Below are 12502 nucleotides of genomic sequence, written 5' to 3'. Positions count from 1 at the left end.
TGCTTTTGGGCATTTCCACGCCGTTTATCATGACTGGAGCGAAATATTCGCTGCCTGCTGATGAATCATGGCGGGCGTTACAGGGAGGATGACGGATGGTGCCTCATATCGGGGTATGGGTGGGCGGGATCGTTGGAGCATGCGCGCTCTGTCTCGGCGCGATAAAACTGTGGCGGCCGGCAAGTCCGCTTCATCGCTGGGGTGGGCGCCTTGTCGTCGTTCCCGCCGTGATCCTTCTGATCGGAATGATCGATCGCCTCTCCAATTATCAGGTGCCGATGAGAACAGCGTCATGGGGGCATGCGCTGTTCGGCGCGCTGGCCTTCGTGCTGTTCGCGATGAAATTCCTGGCTCGCAGGAACGTCCTCGTTTCCCCGAAGCGGATGAACCCCATCGGATACGCGCTCGCCGTGCTTTTTCCGATGGCCGCGGCCGGAATGATCCTGCCGTATTTGCAGGCGGCTCGGGCCTGGCAGTCTCTCACGCCGGGCGAGGTCGTCGAACGCCCCGACCAGGCGGCCTTCAACAGGGAATGCATCTCCTGCCATGACCGCGAGACCGCCGTGGATGGGCTCGGCAGAAGAAAAATCCCGCGCTGGATCGAGATTGTCGAGCCCATGGCCTGGGCCGGCGCTCGGGGCAGGGAAGATACGCGCGCCGCGCTGGCTGCCATTCTCGCAACCGCCGTCGTATCGGTGACTCCGGCGGCTGGAGCCTCGGAACCAGCTGCCATGACGGTCAGCCGGGCGGATGCGATCGACCTGTACTGCATCGGATGCCACGATCGTGAGCGCACGCTTGGCGGAGCCTCCAGATCCCGGGAAGCCTGGGAACGCATCGTTCTTCGCATGCAGAAATATACCGTCGGCCGTTCCGATGTCGCGTCTATTCCCGATACGGCAATGGCAGATATCCTTTCTGCTATATCTTCCGCGGGGCTGGTTGCATCTCCGTCGTCTTCGTCAGAGAAAAAGTGACAAACCACGTCGGCACCAGGGCAAGAGGCTATTCCTCGGCGAAATGCCGTTTGAGGACGAAAACAAAGACGCAGATATAAACCAGGATCAGGAACGAGTTCCGGTACCTCAGCCACAGCGGGATGTTGCTGGTCATGTTGCCATACGTTTTTTCGATCTTTTCGAGCTCCGGGCCCGAGAGGTCCTCGGTCTTGTCATCGTCATACAAAACGAGCTGGCTGTCGATGATGAACAGGGAGAAGGAAAAAATCCTGATCGCCGTATATTGATACCCGACGCGCTTTCCCCCATACTCGGCGGCCGGAAGATCGAATACGGGGGCTATCCGTTCCACGATCGAGAGCGGCAGTTGCGGCAGCGCACCGGCCGGCGTCGGAAACGAAAAGACGGCCAGAAACAATATACACATTACTATATAATATCTGCGCGCTGGATTCGTCATGCTGGCCGGGTGCTCCGCCATGTTCAACAGATCGGTGGAGGGAACGTGATCTGCCTGAGCGAGGAGAGGGCGAACTCGTCGGTCATCCCCGAGAGGTAATCGGCGGCCATGCGCTCTGGGCCGGCCGATTCGCGTTGATACGCCTGTTCCATCCGTTCGAGATAATGGCCGAACATCCGGTCGAGCGGGAGCGGGGACGCCGCGTAGCGCGCATACTCGGCACCGAACCGGGTTGCGAGTCCGTGCAGATGCCCGAACAGACGGCCCACGATCTCGTCGATGTAGGCGCCGTATTCTCTCAGCTTCGGATGAAAATAGATGCGTTCGTAGTTGAACCGGCGCAGTTCGTTGATGATCGCGAATCGTTCGGGAGAGAAACGAATGGCCCCGCTGTCGCTCGAGGCGGTGATCAGGTCGACGACCAGCGTGTTGATGATCTCGCCGTTCCGGTTGCCGAGTTCGCGACGCACGAGGTCGGGGACATCCTGCTCTGAGATCAGGTTTGCATCTATAGCATCTTCTATATCTCGGCCGAGGTAGGCGATCTTGTCGGAAAATCGGACGATGCAGCCTTCCCAGGTCGAGGGCCGGGCGTTCCGGTCGAGAACGTGCTCGGGAATGTTCGGCGTGTCGGCGGGAACGAGGCTGGGTTCGAACTTTTCGCCGTTGTGGCAGACGATGCCGTCGCGGACGGCGAAGGTGAGATTGAGGCCCCGTCCGTCGTTCGCGAGGACGTCGACGACGCGGAGCCCGTTTATTTCGTGCATGAACGACGAACCGTGCCGACCGAGAATCGCGTCGAGGGCGTGCTCGCCGACGTGGCCGAAGGGCGGGTGGCCGAGGTCGTGGCCGATGCCGATCGCAAACGCCGCCTCCTCGTTCAGTTGCCAGCCGAGGCGGTTGAGGCCGCGCACGATCGAGACGGCGATCGTCGCGACGTGCATGACGTGTTCCATACGCGTGCAGATATGATCGTTCTCGGGCGCCGAGAACACCTGCGTCTTGTGCTTGAGCCGCCGGAACGGCAGGGAGTGGATGATCGCGGTCTGGTCGCGCAGAAACGGCCCGCGCAGGTCCTCTTCCCGGGGAACGCGCCGCTCCCGCAGTTTTTCGTCCGTCATCAGGTTCTTCATCATGCACGACAGCATATCATTTTCCGCCGCCCCGGTGCAGGGCCGGATTTTCCTCTTTAGCTTCTCCGTCGGGCGACCTATAGCGCGAGATATCGACCTGGAGAGTGTCGTGGTTCTCATGAGGCGCGCCGTCGAGCCCTGGAAAAGCGGGGCCCGTTCACGGGCATGGGTTTCGCAGGCGGCGGTCATACTCGATCAGGGCTTCGAGGTAGACTTCCCGCGAGGAGCACTTGCCGAAGAGGTTCAGCAGGTGGGGGATGTCGAGGGGGAAGACCCGCTCGCCGTCTCGGATCCGGATGCCGGGATCGGGCGAGGTGGCGCCGAGCTTCTTGACGGGAATCGCGTGTCGCGCGGCTTCGGCCAGAAACGCGGCTTCCCGGTCTCGGCCGACCGCCAGGACGATCTCGTATTCCCCGAGACCGAGGACGTTGGTCAGCCAGAGCGGAAAGTTCATGCGCGAGGTCAGTTCCGTCATTTCGGGAATATACAGATCGGGTGTGGGCGAGATGTCGATGCCCACGTGGTTTACCGATGCGAGGATCGACAGGGTTTGCACCAGGGAATCGCTGGTGTCGATGGCGCATTTCGCGAACGGGTGAAGGACCTGCATCTCGGAGAGCCTGGCTCGGGGCAGGCACTGCTTCTCCCGGGACTCCCAGAGTTCGCGGGAGACGTGGTGGGCGATGGCCAGCGTGTTTCCCGCCCCGAGCGGCCCGGTGACGTACAGCAGGTCGTCTGGACCTGCGCCGGTGCGGAGAAGCGGGGTCGGACGCGTGATCGTTCCCAGGGCGGTGCAGGAGAACCCGGGAGGACTGCCGAAACTGGTGTCTCCGCCGAGACACCAGGTCCCATGGCCTGTGATCGCGGCATTGATCCCTTCGAACAGTTCGCGGGTCCAGTCGTGATCCTGGTCCGGCGGGATGGTCAGGGCGAGCAGCACCCCGAGAGGCTGGGCGGCGACGGCGGCGAGGTCGCTGAGAGCGTTGGAGATGAGGTTCCAGCCGAGGACGCGGGGGCTGCGGATCAGCCCGAGGTGATACTCCTCGTACAGCGTATCGACGGTGGCGGCCAAGAAGGTGCCGTCCGGGCGCCGCAGGATCTCGGCGTCGGCCTCGTGGCGCTTGTTGACCTGGTCGGGATGATGGGTCAGGTTCTGCGCCATCCGGTTGATGAAGGCGAATTCGGCGATCGAGTCGAGATGATGCATGCGGGCTCCTCCGAAGCGGGATCGGGAATGAGCGGGTCAGCGGTTCGCCGTGGGGGCGGCCGACGACGGGTTCTTTTTCATGGTGATGAGGACCGGAACCAGGAACATGTTGGCCAGGAAGCAGAGAATCATGGAAACCACGGTGTAGACGCCGAGCTGGAAGATCGGCAGGATGTTGCTGAAGGCCAGGGTGCAGAACGCGAGGCTGATCATCAGCGAGGCCAGCATCATCTTGGTGCCGAGGGACCGGATGACCTCGCGCGTGCTGCGATAGACGTTCTGCAGCTTCTGGTAGGCGCTCATGTAGCGGACGACGAAGTGGATCGTGTCGTCCAGCCCGATGCTCAGCGAAATCGAGGCGATGGTCGTCGTTCCCATGTTCAGGGTCTCGCCGAGGCTGCTCAGGATGCCGTAGACGGCGAAGATCGGCAGCAGGTTGGCGAGAAAGGCGATCACTGTCAGCCGGAACGACCAGATGATGAAGAAGGCCATGGTGAAGAGGACCAGGACTTCCCAGAAGGTGCCCTGGAACTGCGAAAGCGCCATGCTGTTGGCGGAATTCACGCACCGCTGGTAGGTGCCGCCGACCCTGAACCTGGCATTGGGCAGGGGCGCCTCGGCCACCAGGACGTTGATCCGGTTCACGATGGCGAGAAAATTGGCCGAGTTGATGTGGCTGGTCCGGACGAAGATCAGCGTCTTGTCGGCGTTATCGCTGCGATAATAGCCGTTGAGGTCGACGTTGGCGTCCTGCACGATCATGGCGATCTGCGAAACCTTGGCCGGATCGTCGTACCAGCCGGCCGGCAGGTCGTCGACGTAGGCTTTGTACCCTTCGTTGAGCAGATCGAGATAGGTGATCACCTTGTTGACCCCGGTCAGGGTTTCGCACTGGCGCTTGAACCCCTCGAGCCATTGCAGGACTTCCTTGCGATAGACCCCGTCGGGCGCGCCGGTGTCCAGCTCGACGACGATCGGATACTGCCCGCCGATGGTGCGGTTGACGAAGTCGACCGCCCGGGTCATCGGCGAGGACTGGCGGTAATACTGATAATAGTCGGTCTGCACTTCCATGCGCAGGATGAGGAATCCCGCGAAGAAGCAGAGGACGGCGGTCGCGAGGATCGCCCTGCGATACCGCGCCGTCGCCAGGCGGAGAAGGAACTTGAAACGGCGGGCGAAGCGGGGATGGGGACGGTGGCGAATCATGCGCATCACGGGGTAGGTGAAGAAAAGAGCCGTCAGCCATGCGTAGAAGGTGCCGATGCTGGCGTAGATCCCGAAATCGACCAGGGTCGGAATGGCATTGAGACACGAAGTGCCGAACCCGATGATCGAGGTGAGAGCCGAAAAGATCGATCCGACGAAGATCTCCCTGGTTTCGTCGGGGTGGTCGAGGTTGCCCTCGTGCTTGGCCGCCAGAATATGCAGGGAATAGGCCAGCGCGAGTCCCATGGTGATCGCGGGGACCGGGGTCGTGGCGATAGACAGGGTGCGGCCCAGGAAGTGGAGGGTCAGGAACAGCAGCGCGTTGGCGATGATCGCGGAACCGATGCCGACGAAGGCCATCGCGGGCCGGCGAAAGATGGCCAGCAGGGCGATGAACAGGAACAGCATCGAGAGGATGGCGAACACGGTGATGTCGATCTGCATGATCGTCCCCGTGGTTTCCATGAAGACGTGCATGCCGGTGAAATAGAACCGCCCGGTGGCCCCCCGGGCGATGTCCTCGTAGATCGAGCGGATCGCGCGGACGATGTTTTCCTTGGCGAAGGGCTCCACATCGGGCTCGAAGACGATGTTGAACGCGGCGGTCCGGCCGTCGGGGGAGATGATGTTGTTGACGAAGAGCCGGTTGTTGACGGCATCGGCCTTCAACCGCTGGCATTCGCTTGCCGTGTAGGACGCGTTTTCGACGAGGGGGGCGCAATGCAGAACCAGTTCGCCGTTTTCCATGGTGTTGCGGAAGAAGGGGGTGCTCGAGAGCGAGAAGCAGTTCCGCACGCCCGGCACCCGGGAAATCCGCTCCGTCGTTTCGACGATCAGGCGGAGATTCGCCGGCGTGAACAGCTCCCTGTCGTGGTATGCCAGGATCATGATCTCGTCGAGGTCGCCGAAGGTCTTCTTGATCGCCTGGTCGGTGCGCTCCTCGGGAGTGTCCTTTTCGAGCAGGGTGGCGAGGGTGTTGTTGACGCGCAGGGGGAGCAGGGCCGGGCCGTACCAGGCGAAGACCAGGCAGAAAACCACCGCCAGCGGTTTGAAGCATCGCTCGGAAAGCCAGAGCAGAATCTCGGCCAGACGTTCGACGAGCTTCATGAGCGGTTACGTAGCCTGCCCTTCAGGCGATCCGCGGCGTTCGGGCACGGCATGACAGCGCAGGGGAAACGGGCTGTCGCAATGAACGGTGCAGAGGTTGCAGTTGGTGCAGAGCGAGACGGCCTGCGGGTCCGCGCGGAACTTCGCGACGATTTCCGGCTCGCGGATGAACGGTCGGCAGAGGGTGACGCCGTCGAGACCGCGTTCTTCGACGATCTCCCGTACCTGGACGGCGGTACGGATCCCGCCGGTCACGAGAATGGGAATGGACGACTGGGCCAGTTTCTTGACGGCAAGCGCGTTGTCGAGGTTGTATACCGGAGAGTATGGCAAAAATCGGCGTTTGTACCAGGGGAAAATGAGGTGTTTGAATATCCGGCAGAATACTTCGCCGAAACGGGTGAACAGCTTGTTGTAGCGCAGGACGGGCTCGAGGGGATGCCCGCCGCGGATGATGTTGAAGGCGATCTCCATGGTTCCGTAGCTGATCTCAATGGCATCGACGATGCCGAGAGGCTCGATCTCACGGATATACGAGGCGGTCAACTCCGGAGTGATGGCCCGTGGACGATCCTCGGCGCCGCTCATCTTGAGCAGGATCGGGATGTCGGTGCGCGACCGGGCCTCGCACAGGACTTCCTTCAGGAAGAGCGAACGGTCGCCGCCGTACCGGTCCCGTCGACGATTGGTGTACGGCGAAAGAAACTGGTGAATGAGATAGCCGTGGGCGGCATGGATCTGCACGGCGTCGAACCCGGCGCGGGCGGCGCGCTCGCAGGCGTCTCCGAAAACCCGGGCCTGCGCGGCCGTCTCCTCGGTCGTGAGCGTGCGGACCCGCGACAGAAAATAGGTGCAGCGCACCGGCCCGGCCCCGACGACGGCCTGGCCCGTCGCGGCGCTTCCGGTCTGGCGGCCGGTGTGGGCGATCTGCAGGACGACCCGGCAGGTGGGGTCGGCCCGTTTCACCCGCTCGATGACGGGTTTCCAGGCCTCGACATGCTCCTCGCCCGCGATGCCGGCCTGGAACGGCTGGAGAGCGCGTCCCTGCCGGGAGACGTAGGCGAACCCGGTGATGATGGTTCCCGCCCCGCCCCGGGCCAGCCGCTCGTAGAGCGCGGCGTGGCGTTCTCCGACGCGCCCGGCCGGGTCGGCCATGTTTTCATAGGTCGCCGCCCGGAGAATGCGGGTGGGAAGGGGCAGGCGGCGGCACCGGAAGGGCTCGAAGATCGTTGTCATGAGAGGATAATTCTACCACCATCCTTTGAAGAAATTGCTGGTATATTTGGAAACGGATATCGCCCTGAAAATCCATCGAGAAGACGGGTGATTTCGAGACCGGAAAGAGAGGGCAATCCGTGGAAAAAGTCGTGATCACCGGCCTGGGCCTGGTTTCCGCAGCGGGAATCGGGGCGGCCGAAAACGAGGAGAAGTTTCGGGCGCACGAGAGCGGCATCCGGCGCATTACCCGGTTTCCCCTGCATCCGAAAGTGAAAACCTGCATTGCCGGCCTGATTTCACCGATCCCGGCCGACCGGCTGCCCCCTGACATCGTTCCTCTGCTGTCCGAGGAAGACCTCGAACAGGACTATGTCAAAGCGGCGATCTACGTCGTCGACGAGGCCCTGCGCGACGCCGGGATCCGCGACGCGATCCGCGAGAAACCGTGGCGGACCGCGGTGATCGTGGCCAGCAGCCTCGGGAATTTCCTGTACGTCGCCGAGCTGGTCAAGGAATACTACATGAAGGAGAAGTACAAGATCTCCTCGCTGATCCACGGGATGAACAGTTACATCCCGTCACGGCTGGCCAGCCTGTTCGGCGCCAAGGGACCGTGCTTCCTCATCAGTTCCTCGTGCACAAGCGGTCTCAACGCCGTTCTTCAGGCGGAGTCGCTCATCCAGCGCGGCGTCGTCGACCGGGCCATCATCTGCGCCGTCGACGTCTGCCTCGAAACCGGAACCTACCACCTCTGGAACAAACTTCGCGTCCTCTCGCACCGCAACGACGAGCCCAACACCGCCTGCCGGCCCTACTGCAAGACCCGTGACGGCATGGTCGTCGGTGAGGCCGCCGCCTGTTTCATCCTCGAAAAAGAGGTGCCGGGCCGCCCATCGTATGCCCGCATGTGCGGATACGGCATGTCGAACGGCTCGCCGGACTTCCTCAAGCCGACGCCCGACGACCTGCGCATCGCCATCAGGGAAGCCATTGCCGACGCCGGGGTGAAGCCCGGCGAGATCGATTTCATCGCCGGTTCCGCCTCGGGCTCGCCGAACTGCGACCATTTCGAAACCGAGGCGATCCGCGATGTCTTCGGCGACGCCGCCGACCGCATCCCGCTCTTCGCCTTCAAGAGTTTTCTCGGCACGACCTTCGGCACCCAGGCGGTCAGCGAGGGGGTGCTCGGCCTGCGCTGCATGCATTCGCACTACCTTCCCGAGGTGCGGAACGTCTTCGAGCGCGACGAGCGGGTGAAGGCCAACGCCTACTACAGGAAGGCAGATTACGCGGGCATGCGGATGAACCGCTTCCTCTTCATCAATTCGGGCTTTGCCGGGAATCACATGGCGGTCGTCTTCGAGCGGCCCGAGATCGGGAGGGCGCCTTAAATCGTCGCCAGGGAAGTGAACAGAGTGAGAATCGTTCGAAAGGGAGGAAACCGATGAAACGGCCTGACATCACCCGTGAGGAGCTGGTCGCGCTGATCACCGAAACGCTCTTTGACGTGGCCAGGATCAAAGTGGCGCCGCACCAGTACGAGGAGAACCTCTTCGCCCTCGGTCTCGACAGCCTGAAGGCGATCCAGATGCTGAACCAGCTCGAGGATCGGCTCGATCTCATGATCGACGATTCGAAGCTGAAGACCTTCACCTCGATCAAGGCGATGACCGATTTCTTCGACTCGTTGCCCACCGATTGAGAGGGCCCATGGCCGACAGGCTGTTTTCGCTCGAAGCCGTGCCGTTGCTCGCCGACCACCGGATCGACGGCACGCCCTTCGCTCCCTTCGCGCTCCTGGTCGAGGAACTGCTCGATGCTGAAGAAACGGGGGATTTCGCGACTCTCGAACGAATCGAACTCGTACAGCCGCTCATGCTGCGCCGGGATCGCCCGAAAACCGCCCGTCTGCATTCGGCGCCGGTTTCGGGTCCTGTCGACGGCTCGCGCGAGGCTGAGGGAGCTCGCATCGTGGAACTGCTCGACGATGTCGGGGCAGCGTTCATTCGCGGCCGTTTCCTTCAACCCTCCGCCCGCCCGTCCGCCGGTATTTCCCAACCTGGGGCGGATGTCGGAAACCCGGCCTTCGGGGAAGGTTCCCTGAAGCTGCCCCGTGCCGACCTCTACCCGGGCCTGTTGTTTCACGGCCCGACCTTCCAGGCCGATTTCACGATCGGGAAGGCGGAGCCGGGCTCGCTGCTCGTGCGCCTGTCCGGGCTCGCAGCCGTCCCTTCGGCTCCCGATCGGCTTTCCCCAACGGCTCGGCGGGCGGTCGTCGCCGGCGATCTCGCACTGCAGGCGGCCTCCCTGCATGCCATGTCGCTCGTGCCGGAACCGATCGTCCCCTGGGGATGCGGCTTGTACGCTCGTTTTGTGAATGTCGGGGCGGGGGACAGCCTCCTGGTCCGGGCCCGTCGCCTGGATGACGGCCGATACGACATCGATGTGATGGTCGAAACGGGGGAAAAGCCGACCCCATACATGTTCTGGAGAAATGTCGAGTTCCGCGCGATCCGGGCGGCGTTGTCGGAAAAGGCCCGGACGCTCCTGGCGAACATCCGCCGAACCTGAAATCCCGATCACGGATCCTCGTATCCATCTGAATTCTAAAGGGTGAGAAATACTATGAGCCAGACGACCGAAGCTCTCTTCGAACCGCCGCCCGAAAGCGACGACCTGTTCGCCAAGGCGGACTGGTTCGCCCCGCAACTGCAGGCCATCCGCGAGGGCGGGCAGTATTTCTACCGCCGCGCCCTGGCCGGCCCGCCCGGACGCACCGCCCGCGTGCTCGATCCCGAAACCGGCGCGGCGCGAGACATGCTGCTCTTTTCTTCCAACAGTTACCTGGGACTTTCGACTCACCCGAAAGTCGTCGAGGCCTCCCGCGCGGCCGCCGAAAAATACGGCTACGGGACCGGATCGGTCGCGCTGATGAGCGGCACGACCGACCTTCATCTCGAGCTCGAAGAGAAGATCGCCCGGTTTTACACATGCGAGGCGGCATGCGTGTTTCCGACAGGCTACCAGGCCAACGTCGGAACCATCCAGGCCCTGGTCACCTCGCGCGACGTGATCCTGGCTGATCTCTACGCCCATGCCTCGCTCGTCGACGGGGCGCAGCTGAGCGACGGGACCCTGAAGTATTTCCTCCACAACGACCTGGCGAATCTCGAGTCCCTGCTCAAGCGTGCCGGAAAGCATTTCAGGGGCAAGCTGATCGTCACCGACGGCGTCTTCAGCATGGACGGCGACATCGCCCCCCTGCCCGAGCTCCATGCCCTGGCCAGAAAATACGGCGCCCGGCTCCTCATCGACGAGGCCCACGCGCTCGGGATCATCGGGCCCAACGGCCGGGGAACCGCCGAAATGTACGGCCTCGACGGGCAGATCGACCTGACGATCGGCACGCTGTCCAAGGCGCCGGCCGGCATCGGCGGCTATCTCGCGGGTTCGGCGCGGGTCGTCGAGTATGTCCGCCATTTCGCCCGCTCGTACATCTTCTCGACCAGCATTCCCGCGCCGACGGTCGCGGGGCTGATCGCGGTCTTCGATATTCTCGAGACCGAATCGCACCACCGGGAGAAACTGCGCCGGAACACCGAGTATCTTTCCGCCGGGCTGAAAACGCTCGGGTTCGACACCCTCGGCTCGACCACCGCGATCGTGCCGGTCCTGATTTCCGACGAGCATGTTCTGCGGGCGATCTGCCGCGAACTCCACGAGCAGGGGGTCTACGTCACGCCCGTGACCTTCCCCGCCGTCGCCCGCGGCCGCGCCCGGATCAGGCTTTCGGTCTCGTCGGAGCACTCGAGGGAAGACCTCGACCGGCTGCTCGGTCTTCTCGCCGCGCTGAAACGGAAATACGCCCTTTCATGAACATCCTGATCACCGGCGCCTCGGGGTTCATCGGAAGCCATCTGGTCAAGGTCTTCTCGAAGCGCCATCGCGTGACCGCCTTCCTGCGGCCGACCTCGAACACGCGCTTCATCGACCGGTACGGCCCCCGCATCGTTCGCGGTGAACTGTCGGACGGCGAGGCGCTCGCGGCCGCGCTCACCGGCCAGGACCTGGTCGTCCATGCCGCGGCGCTGGCGGCCGATTGGGGCGAGTATCGCGAGTTCCACCGCGCCAATGTCGAGGGGAGCCTCGCGGTATTGGAAGCCCTGCCGCCCGGGGCCCGCATGATCCATCTCAGCACCAACGCCGTCCTCGGCGAAGAGGATTGCGATCGCCCAAAGCCCGTCGATGCGCCCCGGCGCCCCCGGCTGATGTACCCGCTGGAAACGGTGTTCCCCTCGGCGATGAACTCGTACCGCGTCTCGAAATGCATCGCCGAGCAGCTGCTGATCCGGAGGGCCGAGAACCGGCGGGTCGGGCTGACCGTCGTGCGCCCGGTCTGGGTCTACGGCCCGCGCGAGTTCCACGCCGGCCCCTGGGAATACTGCAAGACCGTGCTCGCCGGAACCCCCGCGATGCCCGGGCGGGACGGCAACCTCTTCCAGACCATCTTCGTCGAGGACCTCGCCCGGATCATCCTGCGGATCGCCGAAAACCAGGCGTCCGGGGTGGCCGTTTACAACGCCGGCAACCCCGAGGTGCCGACCATGCGCGACTACTGGGAACGCTGGTGCCGGCATCTCGGAATGCCCGCGCCGCGCCTGCTGCCGAAACGGCTCCTCATGCCGCTCGGACTGGCGCTGGAAGCCCTCTGGACGCTGCTGGGGATCCGCACCCCGCCGCTGTTCACCCGGGCGCGGGTCGAGATGTTCTACGCTTCGAACGTCTACGACGTGAAGACCCTGCTCGACGATCTCGGCCCCATCGCCTTCACCCCGCTCGACCGCGGCATTCGCAAGACGATCCGCTGGTGGCGGATGAACGGGTTCCTGTAACGCCGGGCCTCGCCGCAAATGAGCCCGCTGCTTGATCCAGGGCAAGCTGTTGGCTTCGTTCGTGCGGAGGTATCGAAGTACGAACCCGCAATCGACCATTGCTGCCAATGCTCGCCATTCGATACCTCAGGGCGAATGGTTGGTTTTCATTCTGCAGGGCTCAATAGGGTAGTTTTCCGGCCCTACAAGTCGGCCCCGGTGCGTCCCGCCCGCCGCCCCCACCGCTACGCCCTCGGCTCCGCTCCGGGGGCTCCCTCAAAAATATGGTTCATCCGAATCTTGCGTACTTTTCACGACAACTTGAAAAAGTGGACACG

Annotated in this window: 11 protein-coding genes; 6 read left to right on the top strand and 5 right to left on the bottom strand. The window is 63.1% G+C overall.

Features of this window, described 5'->3' with window-relative positions:
- The first annotated feature begins 95 nt into the window (after positions 1-95).
- Entirely contained in the window at positions 96-977 is an 882-nt protein-coding gene (locus tag PLU72_13950) for a hypothetical protein (GenBank protein ID HOT29285.1), read from the top strand.
- Positions 978-1005: 28 nt separating this feature from the next.
- Here PLU72_13950 and PLU72_13945 read toward each other — a convergent pair whose 3' ends face one another.
- The 5 genes from PLU72_13945 to PLU72_13925 form a co-directional block, all read right to left on the bottom strand.
- The gene (locus PLU72_13945; GenBank protein HOT29284.1) at positions 1006-1419 is read right to left on the bottom strand and encodes a hypothetical protein; all 414 of its coding nucleotides are present in this window, start codon (positions 1417-1419) and stop codon (positions 1006-1008) included.
- 23 nt (positions 1420-1442) lie between these two features.
- The gene (locus tag PLU72_13940; protein ID HOT29283.1) at positions 1443-2567 is read right to left on the bottom strand and encodes an HD domain-containing protein; all 1125 of its coding nucleotides are present in this window, start codon (positions 2565-2567) and stop codon (positions 1443-1445) included.
- Between the two features lie 142 nt (positions 2568-2709).
- Entirely contained in the window at positions 2710-3759 is a 1050-nt protein-coding gene (locus PLU72_13935; protein HOT29282.1) for a thiamine-phosphate kinase, read from the bottom strand.
- 36 nt (positions 3760-3795) lie between these two features.
- On the bottom strand, positions 3796-6075 hold the full coding sequence (locus PLU72_13930; protein ID HOT29281.1) for an MMPL family transporter: 2280 nt from the start codon (positions 6073-6075) through the stop codon (positions 3796-3798).
- Between the two features lie 6 nt (positions 6076-6081).
- Entirely contained in the window at positions 6082-7311 is a 1230-nt protein-coding gene (locus PLU72_13925; protein HOT29280.1) for an NADH:flavin oxidoreductase, read from the bottom strand.
- Positions 7312-7430: 119 nt separating this feature from the next.
- Between PLU72_13925 and PLU72_13920 the strand changes: the two genes are divergently transcribed.
- The 5 genes from PLU72_13920 to PLU72_13900 are packed head-to-tail and all read left to right on the top strand — an operon-like array spanning position 7431 to position 12185.
- Positions 7431-8684: a beta-ketoacyl synthase N-terminal-like domain-containing protein gene (locus PLU72_13920; GenBank protein HOT29279.1), complete on the top strand. Its 1254-nt coding sequence runs from the start codon at positions 7431-7433 to the stop codon at positions 8682-8684.
- 53 nt (positions 8685-8737) lie between these two features.
- Positions 8738-8995 carry an acyl carrier protein gene (locus PLU72_13915; GenBank protein HOT29278.1) on the top strand — a complete coding sequence of 86 codons (258 nt, stop codon included), beginning with the start codon at positions 8738-8740 and terminating at the stop codon, positions 8993-8995.
- A gap of 8 nt (positions 8996-9003) precedes the next feature.
- A complete protein-coding gene (locus PLU72_13910) occupies positions 9004-9864 on the top strand; it encodes a polyketide synthase dehydratase domain-containing protein (protein ID HOT29277.1) in 861 nt (286 codons plus the stop codon).
- A 54-nt stretch (positions 9865-9918) separates the two neighbouring features.
- Entirely contained in the window at positions 9919-11169 is a 1251-nt protein-coding gene (locus tag PLU72_13905; protein HOT29276.1) for a pyridoxal phosphate-dependent aminotransferase family protein, read from the top strand.
- Positions 11166-12185 (top strand): NAD(P)-dependent oxidoreductase, encoded by a 1020-nt coding sequence (locus tag PLU72_13900; protein HOT29275.1) that lies wholly within the window; start codon positions 11166-11168, stop codon positions 12183-12185. The genes PLU72_13905 and PLU72_13900 overlap by 4 nt, the downstream gene beginning before the upstream one ends.
- The last annotated feature ends 317 nt before the right edge of the window (positions 12186-12502 follow it).

The sequence above is a fragment of the Candidatus Ozemobacteraceae bacterium genome (assembly GCA_035373905.1).
GTDB lineage: Bacteria > Muiribacteriota > Ozemobacteria > Ozemobacterales > Ozemobacteraceae > MWAR01.
This window is presented reverse-complemented; position numbering and strand designations above follow the sequence as displayed.

Bases quoted from the DNA above. Each gene is read 5' to 3' on its own strand.
- PLU72_13900 (HOT29275.1), top strand. From the start codon at position 11,166: ATGAACATCCTGATCACCGGCGCCTCGGGGTTCATCGGAAGCCATCTG.
- PLU72_13925 (HOT29280.1), bottom strand. From the start codon at position 7,311: ATGACAACGATCTTCGAGCCCTTCCGGTGCCGCCGCCTGCCCCTTCCC.
- PLU72_13910 (HOT29277.1), top strand. From the start codon at position 9,004: ATGGCCGACAGGCTGTTTTCGCTCGAAGCCGTGCCGTTGCTCGCCGAC.
- PLU72_13940 (HOT29283.1), bottom strand. From the start codon at position 2,567: ATGCTGTCGTGCATGATGAAGAACCTGATGACGGACGAAAAACTGCGG.
- PLU72_13935 (HOT29282.1), bottom strand. From the start codon at position 3,759: ATGCATCATCTCGACTCGATCGCCGAATTCGCCTTCATCAACCGGATG.
- PLU72_13905 (HOT29276.1), top strand. From the start codon at position 9,919: ATGAGCCAGACGACCGAAGCTCTCTTCGAACCGCCGCCCGAAAGCGAC.
- PLU72_13930 (HOT29281.1), bottom strand. From the start codon at position 6,075: ATGAAGCTCGTCGAACGTCTGGCCGAGATTCTGCTCTGGCTTTCCGAG.
- PLU72_13915 (HOT29278.1), top strand. From the start codon at position 8,738: ATGAAACGGCCTGACATCACCCGTGAGGAGCTGGTCGCGCTGATCACC.
- PLU72_13945 (HOT29284.1), bottom strand. From the start codon at position 1,419: ATGACGAATCCAGCGCGCAGATATTATATAGTAATGTGTATATTGTTT.
- PLU72_13950 (HOT29285.1), top strand. From the start codon at position 96: ATGGTGCCTCATATCGGGGTATGGGTGGGCGGGATCGTTGGAGCATGC.